Origin of the sequence: Acinetobacter sp. YH16042 (genome assembly GCF_013417245.1) — a bacterium.
Lineage (GTDB): Bacteria > Pseudomonadota > Gammaproteobacteria > Pseudomonadales > Moraxellaceae > Acinetobacter > Acinetobacter amyesii.
The window spans coordinates 1-19,855 of the sequence record NZ_VPEJ01000017.1; the positions used below are offsets into that span (position 1 = coordinate 1).

Below are 19,855 nucleotides of genomic sequence, written 5' to 3' on the forward strand. Positions count from 1 at the left end.
TGGAAGCAGATGAAATATTATTGGCGAGATTTTCAAGTCATGACAGCTGATAAAATAGAGCAATGGGTGGAGAAAGTATCAAACCAATTCGGAAAAGAATACATGTTTACTTTTTAATGACAACTTATGCCAAAGTCAGTCGATCGCAAGTCTATAAAAAATCACTTCAAAAGTTGATCATAAATTTTACTAAAATAAATATATACATTTAGGAGAAGAGACTTCAGCTTAAACGAGTGTTGATCTTTCAGTTTTGTGCGAGGCATAGCGAGAAGTGAAGTTAGTGTAATTATGTAATTAATTGGATTCAGCTTTCTCACTATTTTTTGAACATTATATTTCAACAGCCCCTAAAAAATATTGGTTTTTATAATTACAGTGGGAAACTATTTTTTAAATCATCTAATGAAATATTAAATTTACCTAGGCGTCCCGTATTAGCGTGTAAATGAATAAAGTCCGGATTAAGACACTCATAACTAACATCTACGGGCAAAATTTGTTCACCATCTTTAAAAATCGAAAAAAAATCATAAAACTTAAATTTATCACCAACCAATTGATCTTCAGAAAACCGCAACCATTTCCATGGAACTTCATAGGCTTGGGCAATGATTAATCCATGCAAGGAACTTGATAAACAAACATCAGCACTCGCAATTTCATCAATCACTTTTTCTGGTGACTGCATTACATCCACGACATGTATATCATCACAACCTGCCAATTTATTCTTAACTTCCTGATAATGTATATGATGTGGGCAAATTGCGATTTTTATATCCAATGAATGTGGTTGATAATAATCTGAAATAAGCAAAGCTGGATCACCGTAAACATTAGGCACTTTCCAGTTCAATTTATTTTGAATTTCTTGTTGAGTTAGCGTTCCTCTCACCGCATGTATTTGGGGAATAAAAGAGCTTTTTAAACGCTTTAATATCTTCTTTTGTTCCAAAGGAGCAATAAGCCCACTCCCCCAAATATCAACAACTCCTTGATCTTCCGTGATATGGCCCAAAATAGAGCCTACACTAAATAAACTCTCATTAACGCGTTGGTCTCTAGTATTAATTACAACACGATCAGTCATTAAGCCAATTAACCATGGGCCAATCCAATCGCCAAAGTTTTGATTAACATCCCACCAATATGCAAATATAGGTGGTTTAGCATTGATCAATCCATCTTTATTAATTGTTAAACATGCCTGATTTTCAAATCCTAAAGGCTTTTTTTTCCGAGAAAAAATACTCATTCTTTATACTACATCACGGTTTCACATCAAGGATAACAAAACAATAAATTTGAATAAATATCTAATATAATAAAGATTATATACTTTTATCCGAGTTTACTATGTCTTTATTTCGACGTCTTGCAAAAAAATACTATAAATCCCAAGAAAAAAAGAGAGATAAAGAGTTTAGGTCGCGTTGGTATCTTCGCTTCGGTAAATTAGAATCCAGTTTTGAAGCCAGTCTCATTCCGTCATTACATGAAATTTATGCGCCTGAGAGACATGTCTACGCTGATCCATTTATCGTAGAAGAAAATGGACATACTTATATTTTTATTGAAGAAGTGGCACCAGATCATCCTGTTGGTTTTTTGTCAGTAATGGAAGTATTTGAAGATGGTACATACACAGAACCCAAAGCTATTATTCAGTGCTCTTATCACCTTTCTTATCCTTGTATATTCAAACATGAAGATATTTGGTACATGATTCCTGAAAGTGCAGCCAACCAAAGTATCGAGTTATGGAAATGTACAAATTTTCCATATTCTTGGGAATTTGATCGTACATTAATAAGTCATATAAATGCTGCAGATACTACACCGTATTATCAAAATGGAATGTGGTATCTATTTACCGCGATTAAAAATCAAAAATCAAAAAAATATGGTAATGAACTCCATATTTTTTACAGTGAGAATCTACTGAGTAGTGATTGGCAACCACATCCTCAAAACCCAGTTAAAAAAGGCATTGTGCAATATCGCCCAGGTGGTCACTTGAGCATGATCAACAATAAATTAGTCCGCCCATCACAGGACTCTCTGAAACGCTATGGTGGCAGCTTAGACCTCAATGAAGTTACAAAACTTTCTCCAGAACACTACGAAGAGAAATTTTGGATGAAATTAGATAGTGAGTGGCACCCGAATGATAATGGCTGTCATACCTTTAATATTTTTAACCAACATATTGTGATAGACGCAATTCGTGAAACCCCTAAAAAACTTTAACTTAATTTTGATACAAATTTTCAGTTTGCTGCAACATTGATTCAAATTTTAGGTTTTGCTCTGCTTTTATAAATGCTGCTTCGAATAGAGGGAGCATTTCAGCTCTAGGTTTTAATTCCCTCGATATCAAGTTCGCCATCTGTTCACTCGAATTCGGTTCACAGATAAACTGCCCATCAATAAAGTCAGGCACCATCCCAACATCAGTCGATAGAGTTGGTACGTGACTCAATAGAGCTTCAGCCAAAGTAATAGGACCACCTTCTTTTAAAGAAGAAATTACGAAGCAATCTACCTGAGCAAGTAAATCAGAAATATCTGACCGAAAACCCAATAGTTTTACACGATCATTTAAGTTAAGTTGGTCGATCTGAGTTTTCAGCGATTGGTACTGAGTCCCATCCCCTACAATCCATAATTCAGCATTGATATTTTTCCAAGCATCAATCAGGATATGAAAGCCTTTCACTGTTTCCAATCTACCAATCGCCAAGGCAATGGTAGGCTGATTTTCACATTTCACTTTATTATTAATTTGATTAATATCTTGATCTACACCATTCCAAATCACATGAACTGATTTTGAAATCGGAAATTTTGCTTTAATTTTCCCACTCACAGCAATGATGTCATCAAACGCCATGAATGGTTTTAAATTACTTTTCATCCCATGTACGGTGACAATCTTTTTACAATAAAACTGCTTTAACCACGGTGCTAAAATACTTGCTGCTTTACTTGCCTGAACATGTAAAACGTCTGGTTGAAGTTGCTTTATTTGTTTAACTAACGCATAAATGAGAAACGGATTCCAGCGACTTCTAGAAAAATCAAATGGATGTAGTGTGATATGACCACTTAGTTTTTGTTGATAGGAACGATCTGCAATTAAATGAACTTCATGACTTTGCGCCAATCCACGACATAAATCTAATGTATGTTTTTCCAACCCCCCCATACCACCATTCGTTGCCATGACCTGTACAATTTTCATGATTACTCCGACTTCATATTTTTTTGTATCAACTGCTTGAGACGCTCTGCACGGCGACGAAGTTTTTTATGCATTAAGAAATCAGACCAATAAGACCATGGAATAATCTCCTTACTCTTTAATGTTGATTTAACATCAATACATTTTAATCTAAGCCCACCTCGATGATGTTGAACAACTAAATTACCCGAGTTTAAATCAAATAGTGGAATATTATGTTGAATTAGCCAATCCGTTAACTGATCAATCGAGTGACATACAGCCTCTATATTCAATGGTATTTGATGCTTGAGATAATGATGAAGACTAAGCGATACCTCACCTTGCTCATCCCGAATTAACTCACAACTAAGAATTAGTTGTGCATGAACAACTTCTAACTTCAAACAAGAGGCAATAAATTGATGTAATTCATGCTCATCAATACGTCTTTTTAAACGCTGATATGCACTCCATTCAATGTAATTTTCATTAAACCGATAAAAATGAGCGCTTAAAAAGCGTTGGATTTTTTGGCGAAAATTCTTAATTTGACGTTGTTCTGGAGGTAAATCTATTTTTAAACACACCTGAGGATCGGAAGGTGAAATCACGCAATAACGATTTGCTCCCGCCCCCAAATACTCTGCTGACTCTAACTTAGCAACTGAAAACATGATCCTTCCATTCATAGTCTTCGGTATAAGGCTGTGAGAAAATAGTCTCTAACATGAACTTTGTGACACGTTTTGAACTATAGCTAGAATGCGTTCTGTTCCAACCAGCTTCAGCAATCACTTTTGCTTCCTCGGGATGATTCACATAATATTGAACCTTATTTGCTAAATCATCAACATCACTAAAATACACCACTTCTTTATCTGAAAATAACGTCTCAAATCCAGGAATATGAGGTGTGAAGGTCAATAACCCATTACCTGTCAGTTGTGTAATACGATCTGATGTATATAAATCTAATGAATTCGCACGTGAATAGTTTAAGCCCATACGGGATTGACTTAAAACTTTAAAATATTCCGCACCAAAAACTTTTGGATCTTCATCAAAACCGCAATAACGTGTAGGAATATGTTTAATTTTTTGTTGCAAACTACGAATAAATTGAGTACGTTCCACATCAGAAGATGAACCACAAAAGACCAATTCATTCACAAATTCATTTTTTTCAAAATTTTTTAGACTATCAACAGCATCCAGACTCATATTTGGCATATAAGCCACTTTATTGCCATTTCCTAAAGTCTTTAATAACTCACCACTTGTGGTGACAAAAATACAATCTAAATAAGGCGACCATTCTTTAATAAAATTCGCTTTCTTATCTACGCAAATCCAATCAACATACCAAAATGCTACTTTCGTTTTGGGATATTGTGCTTTAACTTGTTTTAACGTTTCCGTACTCAATAATGATGAATGGCCTATTAGGATTAAATCTGGTTCAAAATTTTTTACAACTTTTAATACTTCTTGATTTGCCCATTTTTTACCAACTTTTTTAGTGCGCCAAATGGTGCCATAATAAGCCATATCATGAAAAGAGAAGTCATAAACATGATGACCATTTAAAATCAAACCTGCCGAAATTTTTCTGTCTGTATTATAAAATTCAGCCCCAGATTTTTTAAAAGCAAAATTATTGATATGTAATATTTTCATAAGTTAACTCTGCAATCATATTTTAACATAATTAAAATTTCTTTCTTAATCTTACCTGGGTAATTCAATTATAAATAACCTCTAACAACAAATTAAAAGTGATTTATCAATTCTGCTAAGACTTACAAATAAAACAAAAAAAATCAATTCATTTTTATTTTTTGCTGTAAATCATTGCGCTTCGCTTTCATTTAATTTTTTATATGGCACATAATCATCCCAATCAAAAACGGTGACATTTTGATTGTCTTCGATATTCGCCAACGATTTTTTAGGATCTAATAATGGTGTTTTCACCCCCAATAAATCTGCATAAATATGCATATAATCATAGGCACTCACAGTCTTGTTATAGTGGTTTTTGGCCTGCGCATCGCTACGTAATACAAAAAATGGAACCTGATAATTATCTTTAAATTCATTATCTACATGATATGAATCTTCATCCACGGTCATACCATGATCAGAAAAATAGGTCACACTGAAACTACGCTGATCAGCCTTCAAAGAGGTATATATCTGTTCTATAAAGTGATCCAACTTATTGATCGAAGATAAATAACAATTAATCGTTTCAGGTTTATTCGCATACATACGTGGTGCCTTAAACAGACGTTCACAAGCATCCGGATGTGAACCCATCATATGAATAAAAATTACATTTTTTTGATTGGCATATTTTTTTAACTGGGCCTGTAATATTTCGACCATTTTGTCGTCATCAATATTACTCGACATATAGTTACCACTTTTCAGGAAGAACTGATGATCGGCATGAATGGCAATTTTAGAAATCGCCGTATCATTTTTCCCCATAAATCCCTGATTTGAAATCCATATGGTGTTATAGCCCGCTTGTTTTGCTAGCGTCACAACATTTTTTGCAATCTGCGGTTCACGATTTTGATCAACCAAAGTCAGCGTTCGAGTCAGACTGGTGACCGTATTCGGTGCAGTTGCGATGTAATGATCTACAACATCCAGTGGCATCTCATTTAAAAAAGGTGTGGTATCGTCTTTCGAACCGTAGAGTGATAAATGATCTCGCTGAACACTCTCACCAATGATAATCACTTGATTGTCATAGCTAGCATTCACCTGCTGAATTTCCCAATCGATATCTTGCAAATTATCTTCAAGGAGTTTGGCCTCTTCTTGTTTATATTTAACCGTCGCCATTGCAGTTTGAATACCAAACACACTAACGCCGTTAGCAATAAAGATAAGTGTCAAAATCAGCTTGGGATAATTTCCCTGATTAGATTGATTAAAAAATAAAATATAAAAACAAAGGCTTAAGAAAATAACAAAGGCAAAAACAATATATTTAGGATCGACTACAGATAAAAACTCAAAGGCTTCATTGGTATTACTTTGAAACATCGATGCCACGATTCCCAAAGACATATGCCCTTGTAAGAACCCTGTCCCACTTGCAATATACAGGCTAATGACAAAAAATAGCGCAAGGAAAATGTACTTAAAAATAGAACTATGTAGTTGTTTTACTGCAATGAAAAAAAACGTACTCGAAAGAACCAAAACAAAGAATAAAGGAGCATCTTTGATTTCAGATAAATAGTCCCAAAAACCTAAGCCAACGCAAAACCCAATTGAAAGCAAAAATGGAAACAAATAGGTTTTTAGCATTGACCGGACAACCCTGTAATATTATTCAAACATTTCCAAGATAGACTGAAATGTTGGTAGAAATTTTTCGTCGGGTATTATCTATACTTTAGGGACCGAGTACAATCTTTTTGGCGATACGGTCAGTTTCTTTAAATTCGGTAGCGAGATTCAAATCAGTTAAAGTGGTCTGTAACGACACCAAGCCTTGTTTTAAAATTTCATCTACCGACTTGGTAATCCGGTCTTCCTTCAAACGATCCACTTCAATCACCCCGACTTTACAACCCGCGGTGAGAGCCTCGTAAATCATTGAAACACTATCTTCAGTCACCCAAACCGCTTCGGCTTTTTGCATTTCTTCAAAAATCCAACCTTGCGGAGTGTCTTCAACTGGGAAAATCTGTACTTTTTCAATATTCTTTAACTGCGTTAGTTCTGCTAAAAACGCTTTTGGTGTGCGCCGCGAAGTGGTCAAAATGATTTGTGAATTTGGATTCTGCTCGACTATTTGTTCAATCGCTTGGAGTACTTTAGCCGCATTCCACTGATGGCGTTTTGACGAGCCACCCAAAGCGATCAAGATTCGACCATGCTGATGTCGCTCCTCATTCACAATAGGATTTAACGCACCCTGTGTGGTCAGTACTTTATTTGATGCCTGAATACCATCGTGCTGTGGAATTACTGCATAATCAAACCATGCAAACGGCAAGCTTGGCTTCATTAAAATAATGGTTTTGGCTTTGTTATACACTTTGCCCAACAGCCATACTCGAAAATGTGTATGGCTGCCGACGCCAAAAATATAGGTTGGCTCGTGTTCAACAGTATGAAGCTGATGGCTAAATAGCGCAGAAATAAGTGTCACTATAGGCAAATCATCAATTGAAATTTCTTGAAATGTGACTGCTTCCTGAGATTGGCGCTGCATGGCCTTAAATAAACCTAGAGCCTGTGAGCGATGTCCTGCTTTACCATCACTGACATAAACAATATGCATAGTCTCGTTCCAAAAAATTCAATATCTTCAAGCCAATAAAAAAGGCGAAACTTAGTTTCGCCTTTTCATCTTAACCGATCAGCTTATTTTACGTAAGTTAACCAGTGCGCATATTTAGGGTCTTTACCCTGAACCGCATTAAAGAATGCAGTTTGGATTTGCTCAGTGATTGGACCACGACAACCTTCACCAATTTGACGGTCATCATATTCACGGATTGGCGTCACTTCAGCAGCAGTACCTGTGAAGAATGCTTCATCTGCAATGTAGAATTCGTCACGTGTAATACGACGTTCAACTACTTCAAAACCAAGGTCTTTCGCAATCGTAATAATGGTTTGACGGGTAATACCATCAAGTGCGCCACCCGCGATGTCAGGTGTATGAATCACGCCATCACGAACTAAGAATACGTTTTCGCCTGAACCTTGACATACATAACCTTGTGGGTCGAGTAGCATTGCTTCGTCATAGCCAGCATGTGCCACTTCTTGGTGTGCAAGAATGGACAAAGTATAGTTACCAGATGCTTTTGCTTTACACATGGTCACGTTTGGATGATGGTGCGTAAATGAAGACGTTTTAACACGAATACCCTTCGCCATCGCTTCATCACCAAGGTAAGCACCCCAGCTCCATGCAGCAACAACGGCATGAATTGTATTGTCAGTTGCTGCAATACCTAATTTTTCTGAACCAATAAAAATAATTGGGCGTAAATAGCAAGAAGCCAATTTGTTTTCACGAACCACATCAATTTGAGCTTGTTCTAATGCTGCATGATCAAATGGGACTTTCATTTGATAAATTTTTGCAGAATTTAATAAACGCTTAGTGTGTTCTTTTAAACGGAAAATAGCCGTTCCATTCGGAGTTTCATAAGCACGGACGCCTTCAAACACACCCATGCTGTAATGCAATGTATGTGTTAATACGTGAGTTTTCGCCTCACGCCAGTCAACCAATTGTCCATCTTGCCAAATAAAACCATCACGATCAGCCAAGTTCATGGCACACACTCCAAATTTTTATACACAGTCATTTTTATCCAATGCAAACGTTGCAGTTGGATCAATTAATCTTTGCCATAGCTTGCAAACGACCACTCGGGTATCGTGCCAATCGTCAGCTGAAACTTGCATGGATTGATTCGCAAGTGCTAAACGGTGGCTCTCGGCTCGTTCACGGAGATAAGCTTGAATCAATGCTGTCGCATCGGCGCTGGATAAGCAATCCGTTCTTGCGGCATCCTCAAGGATTCGTACGTTGTCAGAGTAATGGGCGAGATCGGGATTCGACCCACTCCATGCTAATACTGCATACTGTGCCATAAATTCGATGTCAACGATACCACCTGCATCTTGTTTTAAATGAAAAATTCCATCTTTTTGCTGCTCTTTAGAAGAACCTAGATGGTCTTTCATTTTTTGGCGCATTTTGAGCACTTCTGCACGAACATTGTTCTCATCTCGTGGCTGCGTCAAAATATTGCAGCGCAAGTTTTCAATTTCAATCCGTAAACTGTGCTCGCCTGCAATGGTTCTGGCACGTACCAAAGCTTGATGCTCCCAGACCCAAGCATTTTTATGTTGATATTGCTCAAAAGCTTTTAAGCTGGTCACCAATAAACCCGCCTCTCCCGAAGGTCGTAAACGTGTATCCACTTCATACACTCGACCATCTAGGGTTTGCGTGGTCATTAAGGACATAAATTTTTGTGCAACCCGCATGGCAAATTCAAAGCCACTAATTGGTTTCTGTCCATCCGTATCGGCTTGTTCGTCCATATAGTGAATAAACACCAAATCCAAGTCCGAACCATAACCCAGCTCGATGCCACCCACCTTGCCATAGCCAATCACCGCAAAAGCCATGTGATCAATCGAACAACGCTGCCCTTCTGCATCAATTGGATAGCCATGTTTTTTGGCAACAATTTGATATGCCAAATGCAAGGTTGCATTCACCGACACTTCAGCAATATCGGTCAATGCATCCGACACTTTCATCAACGGACTTTCTGCCAAAACATCACTAGCAGCTACTGCTAAGACATTGGATTTTTTAAATAATCGAAGAACACGCATTTGGTCTTCGACTTGATCAATTTCAATGCGAAGCAGTTGTTGACGTAGAGAGTCTTCTAAATCTTTACGCTTTGGCAGCTCAAAATCCATCGACAAAAACTCGTCCAACAGCACGGGATAATGCGTCAATTCTTCGCAGATCCACGGACTCACTGTTGCCATTTTCACTAATCGTTGTAATGCCCCTTTGCTCTCAATCAGCATCACCAAATAGACCGTACGGCGCAGCACCGACTCCACCAAAGGCATGAGACGTAGTAAGGCCACCTGAGGTTTATCTGACTGTAATATCGCCTCAATAAGATGTGGCCAAAAGGTTTTTAAGCGCTGTACAGCTTTGGCAGGTAATTTTTTCAGCGAATGTCCATACCAAAATTCGTGAATTAAATTTTTGGCATCATCATCTAGAACATCGTTCAACTGGGCTTCTAAATGACTAAAACTTTCCAATAACGGATCGGGTTCTTTTTCTTTAATAAGATGTTCAAATTGGTAAATGACTTTGGCACGCTTCTGATTGAGCACATGCAAAAAGTCATCCCAAGATGCAAAACCTAAAGTATCTAAAATGCGCTGGCGTGGTTCAGGCTCATGTGGCAACGATTGGGTTTGCTGATCATTGAGTGCTTGAATCGCATGTTCAATACGACGTAAAAATAAATACGCATCTTCTAAATCAGCAACCGCAGTTTTTTCTAATAATCCAACTTCACCTAAATGATGCAGACTCACTAAACATTGACGGTCTTGCAGCTCGAGTTTTGAACCTCCATAGATGAGCTGAAAAACTTGAACAATAAACTCTACTTCACGAATTCCGCCTGCACCGAGTTTAATGTCATCTTCGATATTACGACGCAGGACTTCACGTTCGATCATGACTTTCATTTCACGCATGGCTTCGAAAGCGGTGTAATCAACATATTTGCGGAAGACGAAAGGTCGGGTCATTTCCAGTAACTCTGCACCTTCTTTACCCCCCGTGACGATACGTGCCTTAATCCAGGCATAGCGTTCCCATTCTCGGCCATGCTGGCTTAAGTATTTTTCTAATGCCGCATGACTGATTGCCAAGGCAGAACCATCGCCCCATGGGCGAAGGCGCATATCTACACGGAAGACAAAACCATCTGCGGTAATATGGTCAAGCAAGTAAATTAATTTCTGGCCCCATAAAATACAGAACTGCTGCACATCAATACATTTTCGACCGTTGGTTTCACCCTGTTCATCAAAGGCAAAAATAAGATCAATATCACTTGAAAGATTAAGTTCCTGCGCACCCAGTTTTCCCATGGCAACCACAATCAGGTCTTGAACTTTCCCCTTATAGCTTAGCGGTTCGCCATATTTCGCAATCAACGGCTTTAGTGCAAAATCTTTTGCCGCACAGATGGATGCATCGGCAAAGTCTGAAAGCTCTCGAGTTAAGGTGACGACATCGGTGAGTTGATTGGCATCTTGCCAAATCCAACGAAACATCAGACGTGCGCGCAGCACACGAATTGCACGCATCCAACTATTTTCATCTTGGATATCGGCAAGGCTGCTTGCGACAAAATGTTGAATTTGTGCTGTACTGAGCGAGGTTTGAAACTGATCAATTGCATAGTCTTGTTCTAAACTGGCCTGATGGATTCCGAGCACCTGTTCAGCATATTGACTGGCACGTAATGTTTTCTGCAATTGCTCCGCATTCATTTCACAAACCCTAGCGTGATTTTTTTCTAGTTATAACAGTTGATAACGCTTAGGGAAAAGTATTTTTAGGCTTTTATACCAATAGACGCGCTTTAAAGTTCGCTTAAGGTCGCATCTTTCTGTGCACTGCTACTCTCGGTACTTAAGGTTTGATGCAGACTCGTCGCCTTTGGCAACCAGACTTTAAATTGTGTGCCTTCACCTTCTTTCGAGTTCACCACAATTTCACCCTGATTTAAGTCCACAAAGCGCTTACAAAGGACTAAACCCAACCCCGTACCACGTTCTCCTGCCGTACCTTTAATACTAACCGTCAGTTTTTGCTGAAATAAATCGTCAATCTGAGCTTGGGTCATGCCCAATCCAGTATCCTGAATGGTGAATAAAATCCGTTCGCCATCTCGTTCGGCAGAAATCGTCACCACACCTCGTCCATCGGTATGAGTAAATTTCAATGCGTTTGACACCAAGTTTTGCATCACTGATGTGATCATATTGATATCTGCATTGACTTTAATGCCTTCAGGCACGGCATTGATCAGTCGAATATTTTTCTTCACAGCCAAGCTATTTAAGACATCACTGACGATTTTTGCAGACTGATGTAAATCAAAATTAATCGGGTGATAAACAAAGCGACCACCTTCTGCCATAGCCCAGTTCAACAGGCTTTCTAAGAGGTTATACGTCGACTGTGTGGTGTCATATAAATAGTCTGCAATATTTTGAACACTCGAATCATCTAAGGTATTGCGTTCCTGCGCCAAAACTTCAGAAAAGCCCAATAAACCATGAAAAGGTGCTCTTAAATCATGCGCAATAATTTGGAAAAATTTAGTCTTACTAAAATTCAGTGCCGACTGCTGTTCATAGGCTTCTTTTAATTCGGCATTTTCAACGCGAAGTTGAATAATATTGACTAGACTTTGTACAAATTCTTCAACGATCTTTAATTGTTTAGATTCAAATGCAGTGACTTGATCATCAAATAAAATAACTTTACCGATAGATTCTTGGTCATATTTTAAATCGAAAGCGACTAAACGCTGATGCCCTAATCCAAGTTCTTGCATATAGTCGGAATAAGCTTGGTAATTTTCAGCGTCTCGGTCTATACGAGAATGTTCAGCAAAAAACTGATCTAGACGATCATCATCAGCTTCGGCCATAAATGCCTTAAATATGTGCTCTGACGCATACCATATATAAGGTTCATTTTTAAATGCGAGGACAGCATTATCGACTTGCACAATACCACGCGCGAACTTTAAAAATTCTGCAATGCGGTTGTCGTCCGTATAAACCCCCATCAATAAAGACAAACGACAGGCAGTTAATAATTCGGTTTGTGTACCAATATCCAGTAAACGTAAAGCCATCCCGTTGCTCTCCTCAGGGTTTATCTTACAGATAAAAACCAACTGTTATGTTCAAGATTAATAGCAAAAATAGCCCAAACACTCAATAACAAAACCCAACAAAAAGACAAACATCATTTACGAATACGCTATTTAATCGAACTTTCATCCAATTAGAAAATAAAAATATCTATAAAGAACATAACATTAAAGGTAAAACAAAAATTAAAACAATAAAATTAGAAACTTAAATTAATTTAAATTTTATTGACTGTTTATTTTAAATCGTACTTTTCGCGTTTTATTCAAACTAAAAACATGACCAAAAGAAATATTCACTTACATAAGACCTAAAAAACTGGGTTTAATTTTCTTTAACTACATCACAAAAAATAGTGAGTTTTATGACTATTCTATGACCAGATTGCTCATCAGGATGCTCGTTTCAGTCAGCTACACTAAATGAATTTATTATTAATCTTTTCTATTAGACTAATTTATTAGTTTTTATCAGTTGTGTGTGTCATTTGAGCATTAAACCATACTTGCTCGCTTTTACTTTATTAAACTGAGCTAAAGATTCGTTTCATGCTTCTAATGCACATGAGCTCATTCACCCAAATGACTGAAGCTGAAAAAGTGCCATGCCTTATTCATCAGATATATAAGTTATCGCATAAACATTCCGCGACCGTTCAAAGTCAAACGGAGCATCAAACTCACGTCGTTCTTTAATAAAGTCCCCAACCCTGACTAATTTTCGAACTTCCGCACCAAATCTACACCTAAAAGTTAAGGCATTCGGTTTGACCTATCAAACACTTTGCTTTACAACTAAAACTTGAACGAGCCATAAAGAACAGATCAGCCCCCAAAAAATGATATAAATTTAATTGTTCAATAGCTTTAAGCTATGAATAACAAGCTTTCAATATTTCCCTTTTCGGTTTTGCGCTAAAATTGGGCGTCAAACTGCACTTCTTTTGTATCATTTTTCTACGAAATGACCACATCACAGGATCTTGCGTTGACTGAAAAGCAATGAACCCCGATACTTTCATAGTTTTATTTAAGCAAATCGGTTCATAGAGGCGAGCCACAAGCTCGGACCTCAAAGACACAATCTAAAGCAAGGGGCTATATATGGCTGGTGGAAAGTCAACTATCATCTACACACTGACCGACGAGGCGCCATTATTGGCGACTTACTCTCTGCTGCCGATCATTGAAACCTTTACTAAACCTGCTGGCGTTGAAATCGTTAAACGCGATATCTCAGTTGCAGCACGTGTACTCGCTGAATTTTCAGACTATCTAAGCGAAGAACAAAAGGTGCCAAATAACTTGGCAGAGCTTGGACAATTAACCCAAGATCCAAGCACAAACATTATCAAACTTCCGAACATCAGTGCTTCAGTTGGCCAATTAACTGCTTGCATTAAAGAATTACAGTCTAAAGGTTTTGCAATTCCGAACTACCCAGAAAACCCAGCGACTGAGGAAGAAAAAGAAATCAAGGCACGTTATAGCAAATGCCTAGGTTCTGCTGTAAATCCTGTACTTCGTGAAGGTAACTCTGACCGTCGTGCGCCTACTGCAGTAAAAAATTACGCGAAGAAACATCCGCACTCTATGAGCGAATGGAAACAGTGGTCACAAACTCACGTTTCTCACATGGACGAAGGTGACTTCTACCACGGCGAAAAGTCTATGACTTTGGACCGCGCTCGCAATGTAAAAATGGAATTGATCACTAAGTCTGGTGAAACTGTTGTTCTTAAGCCAAAAGTTGCGCTTCAAGACGGCGAAATCATCGACTCAATGTTCATGAGCAAAAAAGCACTTTGCGACTTCTATGAAAAAGAATTAGATGACTGTAAAGAAGCAGGCATTTTGTTCTCTCTACACGTAAAAGCGACCATGATGAAGGTATCTCACCCAATCGTTTTCGGTCACTGTGTGAAGATTTACTACAAAGAAGCATTCGAAAAACACGGCAAATTGTTTGATGAGTTAGGTATTAACATCAACAATGGTATGTCTGGTCTTTACGAAAAAATTGAAACTCTTCCGACTTCTCTTCGTGAAGAAATCATTGCTGACTTACATGCTTGCCAAGAACACCGTCCTGCACTTGCAATGGTTGATTCTGCAAAAGGCATCACTAACTTCCACTCACCTAACGACGTAATTGTAGATGCATCTATGCCTGCAATGATCCGTGGTGGCGGTAAAATGTGGGGTGCTGACGGCAAACAGTACGACTGTAAAGCTGTAATGCCTGAATCTACTTTCGCGCGTATCTACCAAGAAATGATCAATTTCTGTAAATGGAATGGTAACTTTGACCCACGTACTATGGGTACAGTTCCTAACGTTGGTTTGATGGCGCAAAAAGCTGAAGAATACGGCTCACACGACAAAACTTTCGAAATCACTGAAGCGGGTGTTGCAAACATCACTGACCTAGAAACTGGTGAAGTGTTGATGTCACAAAACGTGGAAGAAGGCGATATCTGGCGTATGTGCCAAGTGAAAGACGCTCCAATCCGTGACTGGGTGAAACTTGCAGTGACTCGTGCACGCAACTCAGGCATGCCTGCGATCTTCTGGCTTGACCCGTACCGTCCACACGAAAACGAACTCATCAAGAAAGTTCAAACTTACTTGAAAGAGCACGACACTACTGGTTTAGACATTCAAATCATGTCTCAAGTACGTGCTATGCGTTATACACTTGAACGTGTTGCTCGTGGCCTAGATACAATTTCTGTAACTGGTAACATCCTACGTGATTACCTAACAGACTTGTTCCCAATCATGGAATTGGGTACTTCTGCGAAAATGCTTTCTATCGTGCCTCTAATGGCTGGTGGCGGCATGTACGAAACTGGTGCGGGTGGTTCTGCGCCTAAACACGTACAACAACTTGTAGAAGAAAACCACTTACGTTGGGATTCTTTAGGTGAGTTCTTGGCGCTTGCTGTTTCTCTTGAAGAAATGGGCATCAAAGAAGACAACGCGAAAGCTAAACTTCTTGCAAATACGCTTGATTCTGCGACTGGTAAATTGCTTGACAATGACAAGTCTCCATCACGTCGTACTGGCGAACTTGACAACCGTGGCAGCCACTTCTACCTTGCTAAATACTGGGCTGAAGAACTTGCTGCGCAAGACGAAGATGCAGATCTTAAAGCGAAATTCGCTCCTCTTGCTCAAGCACTTGCTGACAACGAAGAAAAAATCGTTGCAGAACTTGCTGAAGTTCAAGGTAAAGCTGCGGACATCGGTGGTTACTACGCTGTAGATACAGCGAAAGTAAATGCTGTAATGCGTCCAAGCGCAACTTTGAATGCTGCTCTTGATGCTGCTCAATAAGTTGATGCAAAACTAACGTAAGTTAGTGATGTAAAAAACCAGCGCTTCGGCGCTGGTTTTTTATACCCTCATTTCTATAGTATTATGACAACTCTTTCATTTAATGCTTAGATCTAAATTTTATAAATGTGATTTATCAAAGGTTAGGATTTTTCATTCAACTATAGCCATAAAATAAGGAAAACCTAAAATGGCAAATTCATGGGGAATACCAAAGCACATAGAAGATGCGGTCTCGGAGCGAGACCTGTGCTGTGTATATTGCGGCAAAAAGTTTGGCACTGAAAGAGCCAACAAGAAGTCTTGGGAACACATTATCAACGATATAAGAATTACAACCTTAACCAATATTGCATTGTGCTGTGTTGGCTGCAATGCATCTAAAGGCAATAAAGACTTAGCAACTTGGTTCCACTCTGAGAATGCTCGAAAAAGAGGTGTCAACACTGAGACAATTGCAGATGTCATCAAAGTAGCTTTAGATAGTTAATAAATCTTTTAAATACTACAAGCCCTATAAGACACCCGATCAATCACATTTGATTATTGTATTGATCTAATAATTTAAGCTTAGCATCTGATTCCACCATGAGTACCCAAACAAAATTCAGGTATTCATTTTACGAAGTGACCACCTGAAACGTGGCTAGTGAAATCATTGGAAATTTTCTAGGAATTTTATATAATTCATTACTTTTAGACATAAAAAACCCCAAGTCTTAATAAGCTTGGGGTCTTTTAGAATTTTGGTCCCGAGGGTCGGACTCGAACCGACACATCATCTCTGATAGTGGATTTTGAATCCACCGCGTCTACCAATTTCACCACCTCGGGAAGGTGTTGAAACGTATAATAAACTGTTTCAAAAACTTGTCAACGCATCATGTTCTCATTTGATTAAAAATAAACCGTATAAGAATTTTTAGATGGATAATCCATCAATTTCAGCGTTAAAACCCAAAAAAGCTTATACTAAGCCAAATTTCATTATCCCCCTTTTCAGATTTCTTAAACATGCAACTTTCTGACTTTAACTTCAATCTCCCGGACGAACTCATTGCCCGCTATCCGCTTGAAACACGTAGTGCATCACGCCTGCTCCATCTCGACCTGAATGGTGAATATCACGACCATCATTTCACTGACATTTTAGACTTGCTCAATGAAGGTGACTTATTGGTACTGAACGATACCAAAGTGATGAAAGCCCGCTTAAAAGGCAAACGTGCAACTGGCGGTGCAGTTGAAGTCTTGGTTGAACGTATTCTTGACCCAAAAACCGCACATTGCCACATTAAAGCCAGCAATACGCCTAAAGAAGGTGCGGAATTATTTATCGGTCCAGACGAAGTTAAAGTGACCGTTCAAGGCCGTCATGAAAACTTATTTGTTGTGGAATTTTCACAGCCTATTTTACAAGTTTTAGATTTATACGGCGCATTACCGATTCCGCCTTACTTTAACCGTGAAGCAGAAGCGATTGATACCGAACGTTATCAAACCGTGTTTAACGACCCAACCAAATTGGCATCTGTTGCAGCACCAACAGCAAGCTTACATTTTGATGAAGCGCTACTCAAAAAATTGGCAGACAAAGGCGTAAATAAAACCTTTGTTACCTTGCATGTGGGTGCTGGTACATTCTTACCCGTGCGCACCAATGACATTGAAAATCACATCATGCACAGCGAATGGTGTGACGTATCAGAAGAATCTATGGCTTTAATCCGTGAGACAAAAGCACGTGGCAATAAAGTCATTGCTGTCGGTACTACAGCGACTCGCGCGACTGAAAGTGCCGCTCAAGCCAATGGCGGCGAACTCAAGGGCTGGACTGGTGATACACAAATCTTTATCTACCCAGGTTATGAGTTCAAAGTAGTCGATCGTTTAATTACCAACTTCCATTTACCTGAGTCTACCCTGCTCATGTTAGTGTCAGCGTTGTCTAATCGGGATAATATTTTGAATGCCTATCACCATGCCGTCGACAGCCAATATCGCTTCTTTAGTTATGGCGATGCGATGTTAATTGATAACATTAACCACAAATAATCGAACGCTGAAATCATCCCTATGCCGATAGATTCTGTAAAGCATTCCATCCATATTCGTCGCAAAAAGAATGAAGTTGTTTTTCAGAATATTGCTCGGCTATGGGATATAGGCCGAAACGCAAAAACACACCAAGAGCTCCTCGATGGGTTACACCCTTGGAACGCGCCCATTACGCTCAAATTTGAAAATTTACTGCCGCTGGCTTTAGCCGCACTGGGTATCGGCTTCATGCTGTTTATTGTGATTCAGCCCGATCATGGCTGGGCACAGCTTTGCTTTGCTGCGGGATTGGTCATGGTGTTTTGGGCGTATATCAGCTATGAAAAAGATGATCCGATCGAAGATGTAATTGCATTTTTAGAAACCGAATGCATTGCAAAAAAATACCAACTGGCCTTTAACCGACAGCCTGAATACATTTCGATGCCACTGAATAATCTACAGTTTATTGGCAATCTTAAACGTATGTTCCCCGTGTTTAAGCAAGGCAGCCTTTCGAATGATATTCAGACCTTTGCGAGCACCGTTTGGGAAGATGAAAATCAGCAACAGCATCAGGTCATGGTCTTTCATTATCACTATGTGAATGAACTGAAAGTACGTGACAAAGACGGTGATGAAGTCACGGTCAAAGAAATTCATAAAGACCTGTGGGGCGTATTTGTTTTTGATATTGGCATCCATGGACTTGCCGTATCTGCAACAGGCAAAAACTTTGGCTATCCCTATAGTTTTCCTTGGCACAGCAGCGACATCCAAACCAATCAAAAATTAAAGTTTTATGGCGATAACCAAATGGAAATGGCTAAATTACTCAGCCCGGGATTTGTCCTCCGACTGGCGGATTTTTTTCAAAACCGTGAAGGTGATCTGCTATTTCATCCGAGCCACCGAATAATGTGCTATCTTGGCTCTACAGATTTATTTAAAGTCAGTAGTAAAGCAAAACGAATTCAGGATGTTTCTGCATTGCGTGGACATCTCAGAACCTTTAAATTAAATGCTTTAGAAAATTTGAAAAACGACTTAACGCAGTTTTTAAAATAGATTTCATACAATAATGTTTTAAACTACGACCTTTTATCTTGAGGATAAAATTTTATGGGGCTTTTGATCTTTGTTTTAATCATCATTGTATTGGTGATTGGCGCAATCATGATTCGCAACAACATTGTCCGACATCACAATGCAACCATTCGTGCATGGTCAGATGTAGCCAGCTATGAACGTCAAAAAATCAAAATTTTAGATGGATTACAGCCTTTGGTTGAGCAATATTCCAATTTTGAACAAGGGACTTTGGCAAAAGTCACTGAACTCCGTCAAAACATTATGAATTTGAACGTAAATAGTACCGATGTCAGCCAATTACAGCGTATCGAAGCATTGAATCAAGATCTGATGCGCAGCCTGAATGTTGTGGTTGAAAACTACCCAGAGCTCAAAGCCAATGATATTTATCTGAAAATGATGAATGAAATTGAAGAACAAAACGAAAATGTCGGTGCGGCGATTACTATTTTTAACCGCAACGTTGAGTTGTTCAACAACCACATTCAAGTGTTTCCTAACAATATTATTAATACGCTATTGCTGAGTAAAAAAGCGGTTCGCCCTTTCCGCGATCAAGCTGCCAGCCAAAATTTTGATTATCGTCCGAACTTTTAAGTTCGGGCTTTAACGTACCAAAGTAAAAAAATAATGATGAGGTGATCAAGCACCTCCAAAACTAGAA

15 protein-coding genes, 1 tRNA gene and 1 pseudogene are annotated in these 19,855 nt (G+C 38.8%); 7 read left to right on the forward strand and 10 right to left on the reverse strand.

All coding sequences use genetic code 11. From position 1 onward, the window contains the following. Positions 1–117: pseudogene (locus FTV37_RS11950) on the forward strand (transposase); the annotation flags it as partial. Between the two features lie 256 nt (positions 118–373). On the opposite strand, the gene FTV37_RS11955 reads toward FTV37_RS11950, so the two are convergent. Then, positions 374–1,258 carry a polysaccharide pyruvyl transferase family protein gene (locus FTV37_RS11955; protein WP_180063954.1) on the reverse strand — a complete coding sequence of 295 codons (885 nt, stop codon included), beginning with the start codon at positions 1,256–1,258 and terminating at the stop codon, positions 374–376. A gap of 101 nt (positions 1,259–1,359) precedes the next feature. Between FTV37_RS11955 and FTV37_RS11960 the strand changes: the two genes are divergently transcribed. Beyond that, positions 1,360–2,253 carry a hypothetical protein gene (locus FTV37_RS11960; protein WP_180063955.1) on the forward strand — a complete coding sequence of 298 codons (894 nt, stop codon included), beginning with the start codon at positions 1,360–1,362 and terminating at the stop codon, positions 2,251–2,253. 1 nt (position 2,254) lies between these two features. Here the strand turns inward: FTV37_RS11960 and FTV37_RS11965 are convergent, their stop codons facing one another. The 8 genes from FTV37_RS11965 to FTV37_RS12000 all read right to left on the reverse strand — a co-directional run bounded on the left by FTV37_RS11965 (position 2,255) and on the right by FTV37_RS12000 (position 12,705). Then, positions 2,255–3,247 carry a glycosyltransferase gene (locus FTV37_RS11965; RefSeq protein WP_180063956.1) on the reverse strand — a complete coding sequence of 331 codons (993 nt, stop codon included), beginning with the start codon at positions 3,245–3,247 and terminating at the stop codon, positions 2,255–2,257. A gap of 2 nt (positions 3,248–3,249) precedes the next feature. Then, entirely contained in the window at positions 3,250–3,903 is a 654-nt protein-coding gene (locus FTV37_RS11970) for a YrbL family protein (RefSeq protein ID WP_168378743.1), read from the reverse strand. Continuing rightward, positions 3,887–4,906, reverse strand: coding sequence for a glycosyltransferase (locus FTV37_RS11975; protein WP_168378742.1), 1,020 nt, complete (start codon positions 4,904–4,906; stop codon positions 3,887–3,889). Before FTV37_RS11975 ends, FTV37_RS11970 begins: the two co-directional genes overlap by 17 nt. Positions 4,907–5,077: 171 nt before the next feature. After that, the gene (locus FTV37_RS11980) at positions 5,078–6,556 is read right to left on the reverse strand and encodes a phosphoethanolamine transferase (protein ID WP_180063957.1); all 1,479 of its coding nucleotides are present in this window, start codon (positions 6,554–6,556) and stop codon (positions 5,078–5,080) included. 88 nt (positions 6,557–6,644) lie between these two features. Beyond that, the gene (locus tag FTV37_RS11985; RefSeq protein WP_180063958.1) at positions 6,645–7,538 is read right to left on the reverse strand and encodes a mitochondrial fission ELM1 family protein; all 894 of its coding nucleotides are present in this window, start codon (positions 7,536–7,538) and stop codon (positions 6,645–6,647) included. 83 nt (positions 7,539–7,621) lie between these two features. Continuing rightward, on the reverse strand, positions 7,622–8,548 hold the full coding sequence (locus FTV37_RS11990) for a branched-chain amino acid transaminase (RefSeq protein WP_078191262.1): 927 nt from the start codon (positions 8,546–8,548) through the stop codon (positions 7,622–7,624). Between the two features lie 18 nt (positions 8,549–8,566). Continuing rightward, on the reverse strand, positions 8,567–11,326 hold the full coding sequence (glnE, locus tag FTV37_RS11995) for a bifunctional [glutamate--ammonia ligase]-adenylyl-L-tyrosine phosphorylase/[glutamate--ammonia-ligase] adenylyltransferase (RefSeq protein ID WP_180063959.1): 2,760 nt from the start codon (positions 11,324–11,326) through the stop codon (positions 8,567–8,569). A 92-nt stretch (positions 11,327–11,418) separates the two neighbouring features. Next, positions 11,419–12,705: a sensor histidine kinase KdpD gene (locus FTV37_RS12000; protein ID WP_180063960.1), complete on the reverse strand. Its 1,287-nt coding sequence runs from the start codon at positions 12,703–12,705 to the stop codon at positions 11,419–11,421. 1,122 nt (positions 12,706–13,827) lie between these two features. Between FTV37_RS12000 and FTV37_RS12005 the strand changes: the two genes are divergently transcribed. After that, a complete protein-coding gene (locus FTV37_RS12005) occupies positions 13,828–16,062 on the forward strand; it encodes an NADP-dependent isocitrate dehydrogenase (RefSeq protein ID WP_180063961.1) in 2,235 nt (744 codons plus the stop codon). A gap of 190 nt (positions 16,063–16,252) precedes the next feature. After that, a complete protein-coding gene (locus FTV37_RS12010; protein WP_168378735.1) occupies positions 16,253–16,552 on the forward strand; it encodes an HNH endonuclease in 300 nt (99 codons plus the stop codon). A 257-nt stretch (positions 16,553–16,809) separates the two neighbouring features. Here the strand turns inward: FTV37_RS12010 and FTV37_RS12015 are convergent. Continuing rightward, positions 16,810–16,896, reverse strand: a tRNA-Leu gene (locus tag FTV37_RS12015). A gap of 180 nt (positions 16,897–17,076) precedes the next feature. Here FTV37_RS12015 and queA point away from each other — a divergent pair. Genes queA through FTV37_RS12030 form a run of 3 tightly spaced genes read left to right on the forward strand, consistent with a single transcriptional unit; the run spans position 17,077 to position 19,788 of the window. Beyond that, on the forward strand, positions 17,077–18,117 hold the full coding sequence (queA, locus tag FTV37_RS12020) for a tRNA preQ1(34) S-adenosylmethionine ribosyltransferase-isomerase QueA (protein ID WP_078191326.1): 1,041 nt from the start codon (positions 17,077–17,079) through the stop codon (positions 18,115–18,117). A gap of 21 nt (positions 18,118–18,138) precedes the next feature. Next, positions 18,139–19,167 (forward strand): hypothetical protein, encoded by a 1,029-nt coding sequence (locus FTV37_RS12025; RefSeq protein ID WP_180050017.1) that lies wholly within the window; start codon positions 18,139–18,141, stop codon positions 19,165–19,167. Positions 19,168–19,221: 54 nt separating this feature from the next. Further along, entirely contained in the window at positions 19,222–19,788 is a 567-nt protein-coding gene (locus tag FTV37_RS12030; RefSeq protein WP_180050020.1) for a LemA family protein, read from the forward strand. The last annotated feature ends 67 nt before the right edge of the window (positions 19,789–19,855 follow it).

Bases quoted from the DNA above. Each gene is read 5' to 3' on its own strand.
- FTV37_RS11955 (WP_180063954.1), bottom strand. From the start codon at position 1,258: ATGAGTATTTTTTCTCGGAAAAAAAAGCCTTTAGGATTTGAAAATCAG.
- FTV37_RS11960 (WP_180063955.1), top strand. From the start codon at position 1,360: ATGTCTTTATTTCGACGTCTTGCAAAAAAATACTATAAATCCCAAGAA.
- FTV37_RS11965 (WP_180063956.1), bottom strand. From the start codon at position 3,247: ATGAAAATTGTACAGGTCATGGCAACGAATGGTGGTATGGGGGGGTTG.
- FTV37_RS11970 (WP_168378743.1), bottom strand. From the start codon at position 3,903: ATGTTTTCAGTTGCTAAGTTAGAGTCAGCAGAGTATTTGGGGGCGGGA.
- FTV37_RS11975 (WP_168378742.1), bottom strand. From the start codon at position 4,906: ATGAAAATATTACATATCAATAATTTTGCTTTTAAAAAATCTGGGGCT.
- FTV37_RS11980 (WP_180063957.1), bottom strand. From the start codon at position 6,556: ATGCTAAAAACCTATTTGTTTCCATTTTTGCTTTCAATTGGGTTTTGC.
- FTV37_RS11985 (WP_180063958.1), bottom strand. From the start codon at position 7,538: ATGCATATTGTTTATGTCAGTGATGGTAAAGCAGGACATCGCTCACAG.
- FTV37_RS11990 (WP_078191262.1), bottom strand. From the start codon at position 8,548: ATGAACTTGGCTGATCGTGATGGTTTTATTTGGCAAGATGGACAATTG.
- glnE (WP_180063959.1), bottom strand. From the start codon at position 11,326: ATGAATGCGGAGCAATTGCAGAAAACATTACGTGCCAGTCAATATGCT.
- FTV37_RS12000 (WP_180063960.1), bottom strand. From the start codon at position 12,705: ATGGCTTTACGTTTACTGGATATTGGTACACAAACCGAATTATTAACT.
- FTV37_RS12005 (WP_180063961.1), top strand. From the start codon at position 13,828: ATGGCTGGTGGAAAGTCAACTATCATCTACACACTGACCGACGAGGCG.
- FTV37_RS12010 (WP_168378735.1), top strand. From the start codon at position 16,253: ATGGCAAATTCATGGGGAATACCAAAGCACATAGAAGATGCGGTCTCG.
- queA (WP_078191326.1), top strand. From the start codon at position 17,077: ATGCAACTTTCTGACTTTAACTTCAATCTCCCGGACGAACTCATTGCC.
- FTV37_RS12025 (WP_180050017.1), top strand. From the start codon at position 18,139: ATGCCGATAGATTCTGTAAAGCATTCCATCCATATTCGTCGCAAAAAG.
- FTV37_RS12030 (WP_180050020.1), top strand. From the start codon at position 19,222: ATGGGGCTTTTGATCTTTGTTTTAATCATCATTGTATTGGTGATTGGC.